Genomic DNA, 17870 nt, shown 5'->3' on the forward strand with positions numbered 1-17870 from the left:
CGCTGTGCGTCGGTCCCGCCATGGCGCAAACCCTTCCGGGGCGCACCCGTACCGCCTGGCGGCCGGGGCGCCCGGCGGCCGCGCGAGACTCCCAGCCCTGGCCGTCAGGCCGTGGGGGTGTCCAGGCCCTTGGCGATGGCGAACCGGACGAGCGCGATGCGGTTGTGCAGCTGCAGCTTGCCGAGGGTGTTCTGGACGTGGTTCTGCACGGTGCGGTGCGAGATGAACAGCTCGGCCGCGATCTCCTTGTAGGACATGCCGGTCGCCACGAGCTTGAGCACCTCGGTCTCACGCTCGGTCAGCTCGGGGATGGGCCGCGACGGGTCGGTCTGCGGTTGGGTCGACATCTTGCGGAACTCCCCCAGCACCAGCCCGGCCAGGCCCGGGGTGAAGACCGCCTCGCCGCGCGCGGTCACCTCCACCGCGGCGACGATCGCCTCCCGTGACGCCGACTTCACGAGGTAGCCGGTGGCCCCTGCCTTGACGGCCTCCAGGACGTCCTGCTGCTCCCCCGACGCCGACAGCACGAGGACCCGGGTGGCCAGCGACCCCAGCGCGGCGCACACCTCGTGGCCGCGCAGCCCCGGCAGGTTGAGGTCGAGGACGAGCACGTCGGGCCGGGTGGCCTTGGTGCGGTTGACCGCCGACGGGCCGTCGTCCGCCGTGGCGAGCACCGTCATGCCCGCCTCCGCGAGGTCGCGCGCCACGGCGTCCCGCCACAGCGGGTGGTCGTCGGCGACCACGACCGTGAGCGGGGGCGTCGGCCCCGGGCCGGCGTCGTGCTGTCCGTGCTGCTGGACCTGCTCGCTCATGCCACCCCTGCCCCCGGGGCGCCCGACTTGGGCGCCCGCATCGTCACCGTCGTCCCCGATCCCTGCCGGCCCGAGTACACCGCTTCTCCCCCGAGGTCGCGAAGCCGACCACGGATGCTCGAGGAGGCACCGAGCCGCCCGGCGGCCGCCGCCTCGTCGAGGCGCCCGGACTGCATACCCACGCCGTTGTCGCGCACCGTCAGTGCCACGGCCTCCCCCTCGTCCTCGACCAGCACCCAGGCCTCGGCGTCGTCGCCGGCGTGCTGGCGCACATTGTCCAGTGCCGCACCCACCGCGGCGACCAGCTCGCCCGCGACACGCGGAGGCACCATGACGGGATCGGCGGGGGCCACGAGGTGCACACGGCCCTCGGCGAACCGCCCCAGCTGCTGGCGCAGGTCGAGGTCGCCGTGCACGGCCGAGGCCGACTCGTCGGGCGTCGTACCGCTCACCAGGGCACGCAGGAGGCGTTCCTGGTCGGCGGCCATGCTGCCGAGCTGGACCGCCTCGCCGCCCAGCTGCGCGCCGCGGCGGTTGATGAAGGCCAAGGTCTGGAGCACGCCGTCGTGGACCGTGCGCGCCAGCCGCTCCCGCTCGCGCACCCTGGCCTCGAGCACCAACGCCTCACGAAGCTTGGCGTGGCCCTCGCGGGCGAGGTCGCAGGCGTAGCCGATGAGGGCCCCGATGAGCAGCAGCAGCACGATGTTGTTGACCGTGTTGGGGGTCGCCTTCCCCACCTCGACGAGGTCCACGACGCCGATCAGCACCGCGGCCGGGATGCCGCCACGGCGCCCGAGCAGCACGGCCGCCGACACGACTCCCGCGGCGGGCCAGAAGGTCGGCAGCGTGCGCGAGCCGGCCTCGATCGCCTCGGCGGAGTCGACGAGCCGGGTGGCCAGGATCGCCACCGACGCAAGGGCCAGCTCCACGACCACCAGCCACAGCCGGCGCTGCCGGTAGACGACGAGGAACACGGTCCACAGGCCGAGCAGCGCGAGGACGGCCCACCCGAGGGCGGGCCGGACGAGGTCGTGGGGCCGGTCCCAGAGCGAGTACGCCGCGTACGCCAGCGCGATCGGCCGGAAGACGTCGATGCCCTTCCAGAACGCGGAGACGACATCCGGCTGGCCGTCCGGCACGGCCACGGCCCGCGCGACCGCGCGGCTTCGCCCCCCGCTCACGGCTCAGCTGGCGCGGCGACGGCGGCGTCCGCCGGCAGCGTCCTCGTCACCCTCGGCCTCGGGGCCGCCACCGCGCTCGGTGTTCTCGTCGATGTCCGCGGCGGCGTCGTCCACGCGGCGGCGGGCCTTGCGGATGGCCTCGTCGTCGTGGGCGTCGAGCGCCTCCTCGAGCTCCTTGGCCGCCGACCCGGGCAGGGCCGCCTCCTGGATCTCCCGAGCCTTGGTCTTGGCGGCGGCGAGGATGCGGTCCTTCATCGAGGTGGCGTACATGTCGACGTACTCCTGCCCCGACAGGAGCATGAGCTCGTACATGATCTCGTCGGTGATCGAGCGCAGGACGAACCGGTCGTCTTCCATGCCCTCGTAGCGGGAGAAGTCCAGCGGTGCGCCGATCTTGATCCCGATGCGCATCAGCCGTGGGATCTTCTTGCCGCTCGGCTGGGCCTTGTCGGTGCCGATCATGGCCACGGGGAGCACCTTGACGCCGCCCTCGAGCGCCATCCGCGCGACACCGGTGCGGCCGCGGTACAGGCGGCCGTCGGGGCTGCGGGTGCCTTCGGGGTAGATGCCCAGCAGCTCGCCGCGGCGCAGCACCCTCAGGCCGGAGCGCAGCGCGGCCTCGCCCGCGCGGCCGCCCGAACGGTCGACGGGCAGCTGCCCGACGCCCCGGAAGAAGGCAGCCGTGAGCCGGCCCTTGATCCCGCGGCCGGTGAAGTAGTCCGACTTCGCCAGGAACGTCATCCGGCGCGGGACGACGAGCGGCAGGAAGATCGAGTCGGAGAAGGACAGGTGGTTGCTCGCGAAGATCGCGGCACCGTCCTCGGGGATGTTCTCCTCGCCCTCCACCCACGGCCGGAAGAGCAGCTTGAGGATCGGGCCAAGCACGACCGTCTTGAGAACCCAGTAGAACAACCGTTCACCTCCATGTGACGCGGTGCACTCTACGGCACTCTCGACGCCGTTCGCCCTGCGTGCGAGGATGCGCGCCAGCCGGGTCCGACGCCACGAGGCGTCGTCCGGTGCCGCCCCTCCATCCTGCCCCCTGCCGCCCTCCAGGAGCCCCCTCGTGTCCGTCCGTCCCGGCGCAGAGCCCTACTCCCACGACGGCTCCCGGGAGGGGTCCGGCAAGGGCGCCACCGGGATCGTCCTCGCGCACGGGTTCACGGGGAGCCCGCGCAGCATGACTCCTTGGGCCCAGCACCTCGCCGGCGCCGGGTACACCGTCCGTGTCCCGCGCCTGCCCGGCCACGGGACCACGTGGCAGGAGATGAACCGCACCCGCTGGCAGGACTGGTACGCCGCCGTGGACGCCGCGTTCCGCGAGCTCGACGAGAGCTGCGACCGGGTCTTCGTCGGGGGCCTGTCCATGGGCGGCGCCCTCGCCACCCGCCTCGCGCAGGAGCACGGCCCCCGCGTGCGCGGGCTCATGCTCGTGAACCCCGCCTACAAGGTCGAGGACGTGCGCCTGCGGGCGCTGCCGGTCCTGCAGGCCGTCGTGCCCTCGCTGCCGGGCATCGGCAACGACATCAAGAAGCCGGGGCAGGACGAGGTCTGCTACGACCGGGTCCCCCTCAAGGCCCTGTGGTCGCAGACCAAGCTGTGGGCCACCGTGGTGCGCGACCTGCCCGAGATCACCCAGCCCGTGCTGCTCTGGCACTCCACCGACGACCACGTCGTGCCCGCGTCGAGCTCGGCGCTGCTGCTCTCCCGGATCTCGAGCACCGATGTCACGGAGAAGGTGCTGCACGACAGCTACCACGTGGCTACCCTCGACCATGACGCGCCACGTATCTTTGGGGAGTCGGTGGAGTTCATCGAGCGGCTGAGCTAGTCCGCTCCCCCGGAAGGAAGGCCCCCATGGGCGACAAGGACGTGGACGCGCAGTTCGCGGACATCGTCGCGCACTGGGACGACGTCCAGTCGCTGCCGGACAAGCCCGAGCACCGCGGCGTCAACCCGCCGCTCGAGCCCGACCCCTCCCCGGACGGCGCTCCCGGCCACGGTGTCAACCCGCCGCCGACCCGTCCGTTCGTGGTGTGGCGCGGCGCCGAGCAGCACCCCGAGCCCCAGGACGACGCCGAGCACCCTGAGCCGGCCGAGCTCGTCGACCCCGAGGACGACGAGCACTTCGAGCCCTTCCCGACTGCCCCGCTGCCGCCGCAGGAGGACCACCAGTTCTGGGGCATCATCGTCGGCCTCGTGGCCGGGCCGGTGCTGCTGCTGTGGCTCGTGATGTTCCGGCCCGACGTCAGCGACTGGTGGACCCTCGGAGCCCTCGGCCTGACCGTGGGTGGCTTCGTCCTGCTCGTGCTGCGCCAGCCGCGCGACCGCGACCACGACGACCCGGACAACGGCGCGAGGGTCTAGGACCCCGCTCGCCCGACCGGTCCCAGGTCGAGGTCGACCCACACCGGCCGGTGGTCACTGGCCGCCACGACGTCGGAATCGTCCAGCGCGACCTCCCGGTGCGGGAGCACCGTGAGCTCGGGCGAGGCGAACACGACGTCGAGCAGCCGGCGCGGCGAGGTGGCCGGGAAGGTCGGCGCGGTGGGCGACACGAGCCGCAGGGGCTCGGCGAACCGCTGCCACGCCCGGCCCGTCTCCCCCTCGTTGAGGTCGCCGGCGAGCAGCACCGGGCCCCCGCCGGACACCGTGCGCAGGATCTGCCCGGCGTGCCGCTCACGCTCGGCCGCGTCGAGGCTCAGGTGCACCGAGGCCACCACGAGCGGCGGATGGCCCGCGGGCGCGACGGCGATGACGGCGTACCCGCGGGTCCGCTTCAGGACGGCGACCCGCAGCCGGTGGTGCCGGGACTCGCGCACGTGCACGCGCAACGAGGTGAACACCGTGGTGCCGCCGCTGCCGCGGTGCCGGCCCGACCAGTACATCCCGCACTCCGCGGCGAAGGCGGCCACGCGCCAGGAGGCGAACAGCCGCCTCGGCACCTCCTGCAGGCAGAGCACGTCCGGGTCGATGGCCCGGACGACCCGGCTCGCAGCGTGCCGGTCGAGGGTGAGGTCCTTGAGGTTGTAGGACGCCACCCGCAGGGTGCTCATGCGTCGCGACGGGCCAGGTCGGCTGCTCCGATGAGACCGGCCTCGTTGCCCAGCTGCGCTGCGACGATCTGCGCCTCCGGGCGGTAGCCGCGCCCCGTGAGGTGGCGGCGGAACGTGATGCGGGCGGGGTCGAGCAGCAGGTCGCCCGCGGCGCTCACGCCGCCCCCGACCACGAACGTCCCGGGGTCGAAGGCCGCGGCCAGGTTGGCGATGCCGACCCCCAGCCACTGCCCGATCTCGCCGAGCAGCTCGGTGGCCGTCGGGTCGCCCTCCTGGGCCGCCTGGGTGATGAGGGGCCCGGTGAGCGCCATCGGGTCGCCCTCGACGCGGTCGAGCAGGTCGGAGGCCACCGGGCTGTTGGCGGTCATGAGGGACCGGGCCTCGCGGACCAGCGCGTTGCCGGAGGCGTACTGCTCCCAGCACCCGCGGTTGCCGCACTCGCAGCGCTGGCCACCCGGCACGACCTGCATGTGGCCGAACTCGCCGGCGATGCCGTACTTGCCCCGCACGACCTGGCCGTCGAACAGCAGCGCGCCGCCGATGCCGGTGCCGAGCGTGATCATCATGAGGTGGGTCTCGCCCTGCGCGGCGCCGAAGCGCCACTCCGCCCAGGCGGCGGCGTTGGCGTCGTTGTCGACCGAGATCGGCACCGGCACCCGGCGCTGCAGGTTGGCCTCGAGCGGCTCACCGCGCCACGACAGGTGCGGCGCGAAGACGACGGTCGCCCGGTCCGCGGCCACGAACCCGGCTGCGCCGATGCCCACCGCGACCACGGGGTCCTCGGCGAGGTCCAGCAGCTCGCTCACGACCTCGACGATGGTGTTCTCCACCACGCCGGGGCTCTTGGACCGGTGCGGCGTGTCACGGCGGGCGCGGGCCACGACCGTGCCGTCCTCGGCGACGAGGCCGCCGGCCACCTTGGTGCCACCGATGTCGATACCGACCGCGAGCCGCTCGCTCATGCGCCGATCCCTTCTGCCGCCAGGGCCGCGGCCCCGATCAGGCCCGCGTCGTTGCCGAGGGCGGCGGGCACGATGTCCGCGACCGGGCGGTGCCCCCGTCCGGTGAGCTGGCGACCGTACGCCGCCCGCGCCGGCCCGAGGAGGAGGTCACCGGCGGCGACCACCCCGCCGCCGATCACGATGAGCTCGGGGTCGAGGATCGCCGCGACCGAGGCGGCGCCCTCCCCCAGCCAGCGACCGAGGTCGGCGAGCAGCTCGACCGCCGCGGCGTCACCGGCCTGCGCGACCGTGGTCACGTCGTGGCCGCGCAGGGCAGCGGGGTCACCGCCGCACGCCTCGGAGAGCGCCGCGCCGTGCGGGGTGCCGGAGGCCACGAGCTCACGGGCCTCGCGGACGAGGGCGTTGCCGGACGCGTAGACCTCCCAGCAGCCGCGGTTGCCGCAGCCGCAGCGGATGCCGTCGGGGACGACGCGCATGTGGCCCAGCTCGCCGCCGACGCCGTAGGCACCGCGCAGCAGCCGGGAGTCGACGACCACCCCGCCACCGATGCCGGTGCCGACGGTGACCAGCACCATGTCGTCGGCCTCGTGGGCGGCGCCGTAGCGGAACTCGCCCCACGCCGCGGCGTTGGCGTCGTTCTCGATGATCACCGGGTGCGGCGTGAGGGCTTCGAGCCGCCGCTTGAGCGGCTCGTCGCGCCAGGCGAGGTTGGGGGCGAAGAGGACGGTCGAGCCGGTGCGGTCGACGAACCCGGCGCAGGCCACGCCGACGGCCACGACGTCGGAGCGCGGCCCTGACAGCTCGGCGACGAGCGCCGCCACGTCGTGGGCGATCTGGTCAGGGTCCTGCGCGGGGGTGTCGCGGCGGCTGCGGGCGAGGATCTCCCCCGTCACCGAGACGACACCGGCAGCGATCTTGGTGCCGCCGATGTCCACGCCGATCGTGACCGTCATACCGTTGCGCTCCCTTGGTCCTCGTCCTCGATGGTGATGTCCTGCACCCGACCCGGGCGAGGTGTGGTGCCTGCACCGGGCGGTGCCCCGGCCGCTCCCGCCGCGGGTCCCGCTCCCCGCCGTCCGTGGGCCGCGACGTCGCGCAGGGCGACCGTCAACGCGCCCGCCAGGTCGGCCAGCCGGTCGACGGTCTCGGGCCGCACCGACCGCAGCAGGCCCAGGCCCTGGCAGAGCGGGCACCACTGGCACGTCAGGGCCGTACCCGTGCCCCGGGCAGCACCGCAGTGCGCGCAGTGGCTGTCGGACGAGGCCGAAGTGCCTGCATCCTCGGTCGCGCCCGCGTCGCCGGCGTCCTGGTGGTCGCCGGCGTCCTGGTGGTCGCCTGCGGCCTGGCGGTCGCCGGCGGCCTGGTGGTCGCCTGCAGCCTGGTGGTCGCCTGCGGCCTGGTGGTCGGCTGCGGCCTCACGCGCGGCCTGTCCGTGCGCGCCTGCCCAGCCGCCGAGGGCGTCGAGCAGCCGTGCCGCCTCCTCCGCCACGGAGCCCACCGGGGGCGGTCCGGGGCGGTCAGTGTCCTCAGCCACGCGGCCACACCTCCTCGTCGGGGACGAAGCGGACCCGCAGCATCCCGTCGCGCACGGACGCACCGTCGACCACGCATCGTTGCAGAGCCGCGGGCAGGGTGAGCACACGGCGGTGCTCACCGACCACGACGAGCAGCTCCTCGTCGCGACGTTGCAGGCCCAGGTCCTTGGCGTGCGCCAGGGGCAGTGGCAGCGTGAGCGTGAAGCCCTCGGCCGTCCGCTCCACCCGCATCCCGCGGTGGGCGACCGGGGCGAGCAGGTCGGTGGCGTCGTCGCCGTACTGCGCCTCCGCGAGGTTCGCGAGCGCGTCGGCGCCGATGGGCTCGGCCGACAGGTACGGCGTGAGGACGACCGGCAGGCCCGCGAAGGACTCCCGCACCTCGACGAGTCCCGTGCGCTGGGCGGCGTTCCAGGAGGCACGCCAGGCATCGGGCTCGGTACCGGTGCTCGCGGCGGGCGCCGCGCCGCCGGAGGCCGCAGGCGCGCCTGCCCCGGCGTCCGGGAAGAGGCGGTTGACCACGACGGCGTCGACGACGAACCCGTACAGCGACAGCGAGGTCCAGGTGCGACGCGACTCGGCGATGACGACCCGCTCCGGCGTCAGCACCAGGCGCACCGAGGTCTGGTCGCCGGTGAGGATGCGCTGGACGCGGCGCATCTGCCGCTGCCAGCCGGTGACCGCCTCGACCACCTCGACGTCGGGCAGGGGCATCCCCGCCGCGGCGGCGGCCGCCGGACGCAGCGTGCGGATGAGGCCGCGCTGGGCGGGCAGCAACCGGTCGAGGTGCCAGGCCAGCGCCTCGGGCAGCGCCAGCAGCCGCAGGGTCTCGGCGGTGGGTGCGCAGTCGACGACGACGAGGTCCCACGGGCCGGACTCCACCTGGGCGCGGAGCTCGAGCAGCGCGGCCACCTCCTCGGCACCGGGCAGCCGGGTCAGCTCCTCCGCGACGACCGGGTCGATGCCCAGGGTGCCGAGCAGGGACAGCAGGTAGTCCTGCACGACCCGCCAGGACTCCCCCAGCAGGAGGGGCGGGCTGACCTGGAGAGCGGACAGGCCGGGCTCGACCTCGACCGGCAGTCCCGCCGAAGGGCCGCCGAGCGCGACCCCGAGGGTGTCGCCCAGGGAGTGCGCGGCGTCGGTGGACATCACGAGGGTCTTGACGCCCTCGCGGGCCGCCCGCACTGCGGTGGCCGCGGCGGTGGTGGTCTTGCCGACCCCGCCCTTGCCGGTGAACAGGATGACGCGCATGGGTGCGGTGACCGGCCGGGGCCGGCTCAGCCCTCGACGCGCTTCTTGAGCTCCTTGAGCGCAGTGTCGATGATGACCTTCTCGGCCTTGCGCTTGAGCATCCCGAGCATGGGGATCTTCACGTCGACGGCGAGGCGGTAGGTGACCGTGGTCCCCTCCGCTCCCTGCGCCGCCAAGGTGTAGGAACCGTTCATCGCCTTGAGGACCGTCGCCTCGACGAGCGACCAGGAGACCACCCCGGTGCCGTCCTCGTGCACGTCCCACTCGTAGTCGAGGACGTAGGTGTCCTTGATCGCGCCGGCGTCGAGGGTGAACTGCACCTGGTCGGCCCAGCCGTCGCCCTCCTCGGTGAGCACGCTGACCTTCTTGACCTCGGTGGCCCACTCCGGGTAGCTGTCGAAGTCCGCGATGACGTCGAGGACCTCGCCGGGCGTGGCGGCGATGTCGATGCTGCTCTCGGTGCGGTCGGCCATGCGCCGAAGGCTACATCGACTTCCCTTCGAGCCGGTCCTTCAGTCCGTGGACCGCACGCTTCCACCTCAGGGTGTGGCGGACGGCCACGTCACGCGGCGCGCGCGGCCCCCTCGTGCCCCGGACGTAGTGGTGCACGACCGCGCCGTTCCACCACGGCTCGATCCACACCTCCATCTCGCCGTCCACCTGCCCGGTGACCTTCCACCGCACCCCCTTGAGCCCACGGTCGCGGGCCACCTGGCGCCGGACGTGCGGCCACACCCGGTCGGCCCAGTCGTCGTCGTCGAGCTGGGCGCGGACGAGGGCGGGGGCGGCGTCGACGAAGGTCTCGTCGACGATGTCGATGCGGCGGGACCTCACGGCTCCAGTGTTCCGCACGTCACGTACGGCCGGGGTGCCGCTCTCCCCCGTGCGTGCTACCGGTGGGTAGGCTGGAGGCCCGAGGCAGTGCCGCCGTCAAAGGAGTCTCCGTGCAGGAACACGTCGCGCCCCCACTCGTCGAGCCCACGACGGAGGGCAGTCTCGCCGACCTGCCGGCGCGCAACGCCGCCACCAACCCCTCGTTCGTCGCCTTCTCCCGCAAGGAGGGCACCCGCTGGGTCGACGTCACGGCCGCGGAGTTCAACGACGACGTCCGCGCCGTGGCCAAGGGCCTCGTCGCCGCGGGCATCTCCCCCGGCGACCGAGTCGCGATCATGTGCAAGACGCGCTACGAGTGGACGCTCACCGACTTCGCCATCTGGACCGCCGGCGCGGTGACCGTGCCGATCTACGAGACCTCGTCGGCCGAGCAGGTGGCGTGGATCCTCACCGACTCCGGGGCGTCCGGCATCATGATCGAGACCCCCGCCCACCAGGCGACGCTCGACGAGGTCCGCGACCAGCTCCCCGGGCTCGAGCACGTCTGGCAGGTCGACGCAGGCGCCATCGCCGAGCTCAAGGCCGCGGGCGCAGGGGTGAGCGACGAGCAGCTCGCCGCCGCCACCGCGGGGGTCGACCGGTCGAGCACCGCGACCATCATCTACACCTCCGGCACCACGGGTCGCCCCAAGGGCGTTCAGCTCACCCACGACAACTTCCTGGCCCTGGCCGACAACGCCATCACCAAGCTGAAGGACGTCGTCAAGGCCGACGACGCGTCCACCCTGCTCTTCCTGCCGCTGGCCCACGTGTTCGCCCGCTTCATCCAGGTCCTCTGCGTCGCCGGCGAGGCCAAGATGGGCCACACCGCCGACATCAAGAACCTCCTGGAGGACTTCGGCGAGTTCAAGCCGACGTTCATCCTCTCGGTGCCCCGCGTGTTCGAGAAGATCTACAACTCGGCCGAGGCCAAGGCCACCGCCGACGGCCGGGGCAAGATCTTCACCACCGCCGCCGACACCGCGATCGCCTGGTCGACCGCGCAGGACACCGGCGGCGCGGGCCTCGGGCTGTCGTTGCGGCACAAGGTGTTCGACAAGCTCGTCTACTCCAAGCTCCGCGCCGCGATGGGCGGCAAGGTGATGTACGCCGTGTCCGGCGGCGCGCCCCTCGGCACCCGCCTCGGCCACTTCTTCCGGGGCATCGGCGTCACCGTCCTGGAGGGCTACGGCCTCACCGAGACCACGGCACCGGCCACGGTCAACGTCCCCGACCGCGTCAAGATCGGCACCGTCGGGGCCCCCCTGCCCGGCGTCGGCATCCGCATCGCCGACGACGGCGAGGTCCTGATCCGCGGCAACAACGTCTTCGCCCGCTACCACAACAACCCCGACGCGACGGCCGGCGCGGTCCAGGACGGCTGGTTCCACACGGGCGACCTCGGTGAGCTCGACGAGGACGGCTACCTGCGCATCACCGGTCGCAAGAAGGAGCTGCTCGTGACCGCCGGGGGCAAGAACGTCGCCCCGGCCGTGCTCGAGGACCGGCTCCGCGCTCACCCCCTGATCTCACAGTGCATCGTCGTGGGCGACCAGAAGCCCTTCATCGCCGCGCTCCTCACCCTCGACGAGGAGATGTACCCCGCGTGGGCGAAGAACAACGGCATCGCCGGGGTGACCTTCGAGCAGGCGCGCACCGACGAGACCGTCCTCAAGGCACTTCAGGCTGCTGTCGACGACGCGAACAAGTCGGTCTCCAAGGCCGAGTCCATCCGCAAGTTCGCCGTCCTCGAGGGTGACTTCACCGAGGAGAACGGCTACCTCACGCCGAGCCTGAAGCTCAAGCGCAACATCGTCATGAAGGACTTCCACGACCAGGTGGAGGCCCTGTACGCCGGCGGCCGGGAGTGACCTCTACGGTCTAGGCATGCCCACCGGCGAGCCGACCTCCCGACCCAGCCACGCCACCGCGTTCGCCGTGGCGTGGCTGGTGTTCTTCACCGTCCTTCAGTGGAGCGTGGTGCGCTACCGCATCCCGATCGTGGCCACGCTCACCGTCGCGACGTTCGCGCTCGCGCTGTGGCAGTGGCGCGGCTGGCGGGTCGAGCTGACGCGGCCGGCGGTCGTGCTCATGCTCGCCGGGTCGGCCCTGGCCACCCTGCTCGTCCCCCTCTTCAGCTACCTCGCCCCCACGGGGCTGGCGGTCGCGACCAGTGCGCTCGTCGTCGGCCCGCTCGTCGTGGGCGCGCTGCTGTGGTCCCACGGGAGCGCCACCCTGCGCAGCGCGCGGACGGCCGGAGCAGTGGCGGTCCTCGCGTACGTCGTGGCCGCCGCGACCGCGGTGGTCTCCTCGCCGCGTCCGCGGATCGACGTCTGGGTGACCCTCCAGCAGGCCAGTGACGCCCTGGCCCGCGGCGAGAACTTCTACGCCATGCGCTGGACCGGCTCCCCCGGCATCCAGGACGCCTTCACCTACCTGCCGTGGACCGCGGTCCTGCTGGCCCCGGGTCGGTGGGTCGCCGGTGACGTCCGCTGGGCGCTGACGGCCTGGACGCTGCTCGCCGTGGTCGGCGTCCTCCTCCTCGCGCTGCACGTACCGGCAGCGGGCGGCACGCGACGCCCCGTACCGGCTGCCCGGTCCGCGGGCGCCCTGCCGTCATCGGCCGACCCCGCCGGCACCGACCCGCTGCCGCCGGTCTGGACCGGCGCCGCGGTCGGCGCCCTGCTGCTGCTCGCGCCCGGCACGCTCACCCAGCTCGACCAGGCGTGGACCGAGCCCCTGCTGTTCGCCGGGCTCGTGGGGTGGGCCGTACTGGTCCAGCGTGGCCACGCGTGGTGGGCCGTGGTCCCCCTCGCCCTGGCCTGCGCCAGCAAGCAGCACCTGGCCCTGCTCCTGCCGGTGCTGCTGGTGTGGCGACCGTTCGGGTGGCGGCGGACCGTCGCGACCGGTGCCCTCACGGGAGCCCTGATCGCACCGTGGTTCCTCGCCAGCCCTCCGGACTTCGTCCACGACACCATCACGCTGCTGCTGTCGTTCCACCCGATCAAGTTCGCCAACACCCTCTACCTGTTGGCGCTCAACACCTTCGGGGTGACGTTGCCCTTCTACGTCACGGGCGTCGCGGTGCTGGGCACGCTCGCGGCGGTGGTGCTGACGGTGCTGCGACGACAGCCGCCCCTGGGTGACCTGCTGCGCTGGCTGGCCCTGGTGCTGCTCGTCGCGAACCTCGTCAACAAGCAGGCGTTCTACAACCAGTTCTGGCTCGTCGGTGCCCTCGTCGTCCTGTCCCTGGCCGCAGCGCCCCGTCCCACCCCCGCCACCCCCGCCACCTCGGGCGCAGGCACCGCCGGCTCTGGCATCGCCACCGGCTCCAGCACCTCCACCGGCACCGCCACCGGCGCCCACGAGGACGCGCCCACCCCGCAGGGTGGGCGCGTCCCCTCGACCGGCTGAGCGGCCCGGGTACGGTCACCCGACCTTGGCGAGGTCTCCGATCGCCGCGAACCCGTTGGCCCACAACGAGTTCACCTCCGACGCCTCGAGCGAGTCGGGGTAGGGGTTGGTGCACGACGGCCCGGGACCACCACCGGACATGAGCTTGGAGCACGGCTGCGTGTACCGGTCCGGCAGGCCCAGCGCGTGGCCGGTCTCGTGGGTCACGATGCGCAGCGGTGCGTAGGTGTTGGCCTGGTCGTAGTCGAGGAAGACGTAGCCGCTGCCGTGGCCGTTGCCGTAGTAGTAGGAGCCGCTGGGATCGCTGCCCTCGTAGTAGGACAGGCTCGCGTTGGACGCCGAGCCCTCGACGAGGCGGACGTTGGAGACCCGCGAGTTCCAGATCGCCGCACCCTGGTCGATGAGCGAGTCGAAGGACGGGGCGCCCGAGTCGTCGTAGTAGACGGTGACGGCGGCCGTCCGGGAGGTGTCCCGACCTGCTGCCCGGTCCGCAGCCGCTGCTGCGAGCGCCTTCTGCAGGGCCTTCTCCAGGCGGGCGTTCTGGGCCTTCTCGCGCTCGTTCGGCAGATAGCTGCTCGACCGGGTGGTCGCGGCCGGGTCGCGCTGGGCACCGGTGGCACCCACGGCACCGGCTGCCGCACTGGTGGCCGGCGCTGCCGCGAAGGCGGTGCCGGAGACGAGCGCAGCGGCTGCGGCGACGGTGGTGAGGCGGTACTTCGACATGGTCCTTGCTCCTGTGGGATCGGTGTCAGGTCGGGTGCCGCAGGGCGGTTCGCCCGGGGCACCACTCCTTCCTAACCACCGCTGCCCCCACGCTCCGCAGGTCCGCGGTCAAGGCTTTCCCAAGGGCCCACAGATCCGCGCCGCAGGCGTGTGGGTCGGGCCAAGACGGTCAGGAACCCGCCAGCCGGCGCAGGTAGGCGAGCCAGTCGCGGGTGAAGGCGGCCTCCGTCGTGCCGAGGACCACGGGGAACGCCGCCCTGGCGTTCGTGTCGGCGTCACCGGGCGTGTGCTCGCCGCGCGGCGTCGTCGCCACGGCGCGGTAGTACCTCACGAGCCCGGCCTCACCCCGGCGGTCCACGATCCGGCACACCGCGAGCCAGGCAGCGTTGTAGCTCGGCGCGATGGTCGAGCGACCCGGGTCGAAGTCGGCCGCGTCCGGCAGCGCGGTCGGGCCCGACCCGGCCCGGACCCGGTCGAGCAGGGCCGCGGCCACCTGGGCCCGCGTCGCCCCGATGTCGCGGTAGCCGACGTAGTCGGCCAGGCCCTCGGAGAGCCACAGGGGCACCGGGCGGTCGGTCGTCGCCCGGACCGCCACGTGGGTGGCCTCGTGGGTCACCACCACCTGCCTGCCCTTCACCTCCAGCGTCGCGAAGGCGCCGGGGTTGACCACGACCCGGTCCGCCCCGGCGCGACCGCTGGTGGCGATCGGCCCGTCCGTCACGGCCGCGACCTGCGCCACCTGGCGCGGGTCCTGGCCGACCTGCTCGGCCATCTGGGCCGCGGTGGCCGGGACGACCACCACGAGCCGGGCGTTCCAGCCCGACGTCCAGACCGACCGGACCCGCGAGACGGCCAGGTCGCCGAGGGCGAGGTAGGGACGCAGCCTGCTCGCCGGACCCGAGCCGACCACCAGCGTCGTCGCGCCGTGCAGGACGGTCATCCGGGGCAGGTCCCACAGCTGCACCTGCGTGCCGCCGTCGGTGTCGTCGGCGAGCTTCCACCGGCTGCCGCGCCGGACCGCGGTGAAGTAGGACTCGAACTCGCGCGAGGTGGTGTCGTAGCCCGCCAGGCTGTACCGGCCGGCCACCCTGGCCACCCAGGCGTCGGGCCCGAGCTGGGCCACCCGGTCGGCGCCGAGCGCCGGTGCGGGTTCGGGGATGCCGTAGGCGAAGGTCCCCAGCGGGAGCCGCGCGAGGGCGTCGTACTGCGCGAGCTGGCGCAGCCCGAAGCCCGAGGCGGGGTCGTCCAGCGTCGCGGCGAAGGCAGCCCGGTCGTGGGCGCGGACCGCCGCGGCCCGGCGCGCGAGCAGGGCGGCGAGGGCGTCCTCCCGGTCGAGCGTGGGCGACGCGGCGTTCTGCCGGGTCGGCGAGGAGGCCGAGGTCGGCGGCGACGCGGGGCTGGGGGGTGATGAACACGCCCCTGCGAGCGCGACGACGGCCAGCGCTGCCAGCGCTGCCCGGTTGCCGTAGCCCGCCCTCCGTCGCACGTCGCCATCGTAGGCAGGCGCAGGACCGGGCGGGCCCGTCTCAGCCGACGGCGCGCGCGTGGGCGGCCCACGGCTCGCGGCGCGCGGTGACCGACCCCGCCTCGCGGGCGGACACCAGGCCGGCCGCGGCGAACCGGGTGACGGCGGCGCGTTCGGCCGCGTCGAGGGGCAGCTCGGACGTCGTGGGGGTGAGCAGCGCGGTGACCATGCAGTCGTCACAGTGCAGGTCACGCACGGGGCAGCTCTGGCAGTCGATGATCATCGCGATCACCCCTTCCTCTTCGGCACCACGGGTGGACGTCTTCCACCTGTCCACGACGTTACGAGAGGCCACCGACAACGCCCCCGACGTCGCCCCCGACCACACCCCCGACCACACCCCCGACCACACCCCCGACCACACCCCCGACCACACCCCCGACGATGCCCCGACGTCGGTCCACGGCCGGGCACCGGGCGTCCGGGCGCGCCTGCGTCGGGCTGTCACACCACCGACATACCGTCACTCCCATGCAGATGGTCCAGGGCACCTTCGACGACCTGGGGACGGCGCTGGCCGACGTCACCTTCGTCGTCGTCGACCTCGAGACCACCGGCGGCAGCCCGGCCGACTCCGCCATCACCGAGATCGGTGCCGTCAAGGTGCGCGGTGGCGTGGTGCTCGGCGAGTTCCAGACCCTCGTCAACCCCCACGTCCCGATCCCCCCGTTCATCCAGGCGCTCACCGGCATCACGACGGCGATGGTCGCCGACGCGCCGCGCATCGAGTCGGCCCTGCCGGCGTTCATGGAGTTCGCGCAGGGCGCCGTGCTGGTCGCCCACAACGCCCGGTTCGACATCGGCTTCCTCAAGATGGCCGCCCAGCTCCAGGGCATCGAGTGGCCCCGCCACACCGTCCTCGACACCGTCCACCTCGCCCGCCAGCTCGTCTCCCGCGACGAGGCGCGCAACCACAAGCTGTCGACCCTCGCCGCTCTCTTCGGCGCCGACACCACGCCCGACCACCGGGCGCTGCACGACGCCCGCGCCACCGTCGACGTCCTGCACGCCCTGATCGGTCGCGTCGGCAGCCTCGGCGTCCACACCCTCGAGGAGCTCACGAGCTACACCTCGCGGGTGAGCCCCGCCCAGCGTCGCAAGCGGTGGCTCGCCGACGGGCTGCCCGACGCCCCGGGTGTCTACATGTTCAAGGACGGCGACGGGCGGGTGCTCTACGTCGGCACGTCGGTCAACATCCGCACCCGCGTCCGCAGCTACTTCACGGCCTCTGAGCACCGCACGCGGATGGCCGAGATGGTGCGGCTCGCCGAGAGCGTGACCCCCGTCGTGTGCGCGACGACCCTCGAGGCCGAGGTGCGCGAGCTCCGGCTCATCGCGGAGCACAAGCCGCGCTACAACCGCCGGTCCAAGACGCCCGAGCGCGCCACCTGGGTCAAGCTCACCGTCGAGGCCTTCCCCCGCCTGTCGATCGTGCGCGAGGTGCGCCCGGACGGTGCGCGCTACATCGGGCCGTTCGGCAGCCGGTCCTCGGCGGAGGCGGCGGTCGCCGCGGTCCACGAGGTCATCCCGCTGAGGCAGTGCGTGCAGCGCCTGTCCCCCACCCGCCGGGTCGGCTCGTGCGCGCTGGCCGACATGGGGCGCTGCGGCGCCCCGTGCACGGGTGCCCAGAGCGTCGCCGACTACGGCCGGGTCGTCCAGGACGCCGAGCACGCCCTGGTCGGCGACTCGCGCAGCGTCGTGCAGGCGCTCCGCGCGCGCATGGGCACCCTCGCCGCCCAGGAGCGCTACGAGGACGCCGGCACCCTGCGCGACCGCCTCCTCGCCCTGGTGCGAGGTATGGCGCGCGCGCAGCGCATCGCCCCCCTGGCGGCGAGCCCCGAGCTCGTCGCCGCCCGCCCCGCCGCCGTGGGCGGCTGGGAGGTGGTCGTCGTGCGCCACGGGCGGCTGGCGGCGAGCACCGTGTCACCCCGGGGCGCCGACCCGATGCCCTACGTCCGGGCCGTCCGTGACACCGCCGAGGTCGTCCTCCCCGCTCCGTGGCCCGCCCCCGCCGCGATCCCCGAGGAGACCGAGAAGGTACTGCGCTGGCTGGAGCAGCCCGGGGTGCGCATCGTCGACGTCGAGGGGGCGTGGACCTGCCCCGTGGGTGGAGCAGCCGGCGCCCGGGCCGAGCTGGAGGGACCGGCCGAGCGCCGCGAGGCACCCGTCTTCGTCGCGGCCTCCTGACCCACCCCTGCAGGGCGGCGGCTGCCCGACCACGCCTCCTCCGGCGGCAGGCGCCGATACAGTGGGCGCGTGATCTCCGCCATCGTCCTCATCAACGCCGAAGTCGACCGGATCCCCGAGGTGGCCGAGGCCATCGCCGAGCTCGAGGGGGTCAGCGAGGTCTACTCGGTGGCCGGTGACGCCGACCTCATCGCGCTCGTGCGCGTCCGGGCCCACGAGGACCTGCACGACGTCATCGCCGGCCGCCTCAACAAGGTCCAGGGCGTCACGGGCACCAACACCCACATCGCCTTCCGCACCTACTCCAAGCACGACCTCGAGGCGGCCTTCAGCCTCGGCCTCGACGGCGACTGA

Annotated in this window: 19 protein-coding genes; 6 read left to right on the top strand and 13 right to left on the bottom strand. The window is 73.4% G+C overall.

Annotated features, from left to right (window positions below; translation table 11 throughout):
• Positions 1–104: 104 nt before the first annotated feature.
• The 3 genes from ABEA42_RS05435 to ABEA42_RS05445 are packed head-to-tail and all read right to left on the bottom strand — an operon-like array spanning position 105 to position 2905.
• Complete coding sequence (locus ABEA42_RS05435; protein WP_345501686.1) at positions 105–812, bottom strand: response regulator transcription factor; 708 nt, start codon at positions 810–812, stop codon at positions 105–107.
• A complete protein-coding gene (gene macS, locus ABEA42_RS05440; RefSeq protein ID WP_345501687.1) occupies positions 809–1993 on the bottom strand; it encodes a MacS family sensor histidine kinase in 1185 nt (394 codons plus the stop codon). Before macS ends, ABEA42_RS05435 begins: the two co-directional genes overlap by 4 nt.
• Before the next feature lie 3 nt (positions 1994–1996).
• A complete protein-coding gene (locus ABEA42_RS05445; RefSeq protein ID WP_082590567.1) occupies positions 1997–2905 on the bottom strand; it encodes a 1-acyl-sn-glycerol-3-phosphate acyltransferase in 909 nt (302 codons plus the stop codon).
• A gap of 154 nt (positions 2906–3059) precedes the next feature.
• Between ABEA42_RS05445 and ABEA42_RS05450 the strand changes: the two genes are divergently transcribed.
• The gene (locus tag ABEA42_RS05450; RefSeq protein WP_345501689.1) at positions 3060–3824 is read left to right on the top strand and encodes an alpha/beta hydrolase; all 765 of its coding nucleotides are present in this window, start codon (positions 3060–3062) and stop codon (positions 3822–3824) included.
• 26 nt (positions 3825–3850) lie between these two features.
• Complete coding sequence (locus ABEA42_RS05455; RefSeq protein WP_345501691.1) at positions 3851–4360, top strand: hypothetical protein; 510 nt, start codon at positions 3851–3853, stop codon at positions 4358–4360.
• Here the strand turns inward: ABEA42_RS05455 and ABEA42_RS05460 are convergent.
• Genes ABEA42_RS05460 through ABEA42_RS05490 form a run of 7 tightly spaced genes read right to left on the bottom strand, consistent with a single transcriptional unit; the run spans position 4357 to position 9628 of the window.
• Positions 4357–5049: an endonuclease/exonuclease/phosphatase family protein gene (locus ABEA42_RS05460; RefSeq protein WP_345501692.1), complete on the bottom strand. Its 693-nt coding sequence runs from the start codon at positions 5047–5049 to the stop codon at positions 4357–4359. The two genes, ABEA42_RS05455 and ABEA42_RS05460, sit on opposite strands and share 4 nt — an antisense overlap.
• Complete coding sequence (locus ABEA42_RS05465) at positions 5046–6011, bottom strand: ROK family glucokinase (RefSeq protein WP_345501694.1); 966 nt, start codon at positions 6009–6011, stop codon at positions 5046–5048. The genes ABEA42_RS05460 and ABEA42_RS05465 overlap by 4 nt, the downstream gene beginning before the upstream one ends.
• Positions 6008–6964, bottom strand: a complete 957-nt coding sequence (locus ABEA42_RS05470) for an ROK family glucokinase (protein ID WP_345501696.1) — start codon at positions 6962–6964, stop codon at positions 6008–6010. Before ABEA42_RS05470 ends, ABEA42_RS05465 begins: the two co-directional genes overlap by 4 nt.
• Positions 6961–7545, bottom strand: coding sequence for a hypothetical protein (locus ABEA42_RS05475; protein ID WP_345501697.1), 585 nt, complete (start codon positions 7543–7545; stop codon positions 6961–6963). Before ABEA42_RS05475 ends, ABEA42_RS05470 begins: the two co-directional genes overlap by 4 nt.
• Positions 7538–8794 (bottom strand): ArsA family ATPase, encoded by a 1257-nt coding sequence (locus ABEA42_RS05480; RefSeq protein ID WP_345501699.1) that lies wholly within the window; start codon positions 8792–8794, stop codon positions 7538–7540. Before ABEA42_RS05480 ends, ABEA42_RS05475 begins: the two co-directional genes overlap by 8 nt.
• 26 nt (positions 8795–8820) lie before the next feature.
• A complete protein-coding gene (locus ABEA42_RS05485) occupies positions 8821–9267 on the bottom strand; it encodes an SRPBCC family protein (RefSeq protein WP_345501701.1) in 447 nt (148 codons plus the stop codon).
• A gap of 10 nt (positions 9268–9277) precedes the next feature.
• Complete coding sequence (locus tag ABEA42_RS05490; RefSeq protein WP_345501702.1) at positions 9278–9628, bottom strand: polyketide cyclase / dehydrase and lipid transport; 351 nt, start codon at positions 9626–9628, stop codon at positions 9278–9280.
• 110 nt (positions 9629–9738) lie between these two features.
• Here ABEA42_RS05490 and ABEA42_RS05495 point away from each other — a divergent pair, with 110 nt between their 5' ends.
• Both ABEA42_RS05495 and ABEA42_RS05500 read left to right on the top strand, forming a co-directional pair.
• A complete protein-coding gene (locus tag ABEA42_RS05495; RefSeq protein ID WP_345501703.1) occupies positions 9739–11538 on the top strand; it encodes an AMP-dependent synthetase/ligase in 1800 nt (599 codons plus the stop codon).
• A 16-nt stretch (positions 11539–11554) separates the two neighbouring features.
• Positions 11555–13081, top strand: a complete 1527-nt coding sequence (locus tag ABEA42_RS05500) for a hypothetical protein (protein ID WP_345501704.1) — start codon at positions 11555–11557, stop codon at positions 13079–13081.
• A gap of 15 nt (positions 13082–13096) precedes the next feature.
• Here the strand turns inward: ABEA42_RS05500 and ABEA42_RS05505 are convergent, their stop codons facing one another.
• The 3 genes from ABEA42_RS05505 to ABEA42_RS05515 all read right to left on the bottom strand — a co-directional run bounded on the left by ABEA42_RS05505 (position 13097) and on the right by ABEA42_RS05515 (position 15606).
• Positions 13097–13804 carry a snapalysin family zinc-dependent metalloprotease gene (locus ABEA42_RS05505; RefSeq protein ID WP_345501705.1) on the bottom strand — a complete coding sequence of 236 codons (708 nt, stop codon included), beginning with the start codon at positions 13802–13804 and terminating at the stop codon, positions 13097–13099.
• Between the two features lie 169 nt (positions 13805–13973).
• Positions 13974–15290, bottom strand: a complete 1317-nt coding sequence (locus ABEA42_RS05510; protein WP_345501706.1) for a hypothetical protein — start codon at positions 15288–15290, stop codon at positions 13974–13976.
• A 40-nt stretch (positions 15291–15330) separates the two neighbouring features.
• Positions 15331–15606, bottom strand: coding sequence for a hypothetical protein (locus tag ABEA42_RS05515; RefSeq protein WP_345501707.1), 276 nt, complete (start codon positions 15604–15606; stop codon positions 15331–15333).
• 107 nt (positions 15607–15713) lie between these two features.
• Between ABEA42_RS05515 and ABEA42_RS05520 the strand changes: the two genes are divergently transcribed.
• Positions 15714–17516: a DEDD exonuclease domain-containing protein gene (locus ABEA42_RS05520; protein WP_425571990.1), complete on the top strand. Its 1803-nt coding sequence runs from the start codon at positions 15714–15716 to the stop codon at positions 17514–17516.
• A gap of 69 nt (positions 17517–17585) precedes the next feature.
• Positions 17586–17870, top strand: a complete 285-nt coding sequence (locus tag ABEA42_RS05525) for an Lrp/AsnC family transcriptional regulator (protein ID WP_056883947.1) — start codon at positions 17586–17588, stop codon at positions 17868–17870.

The organism is Pedococcus ginsenosidimutans (assembly GCF_039544395.1).
GTDB lineage: Bacteria > Actinomycetota > Actinomycetes > Actinomycetales > Dermatophilaceae > Pedococcus > Pedococcus ginsenosidimutans.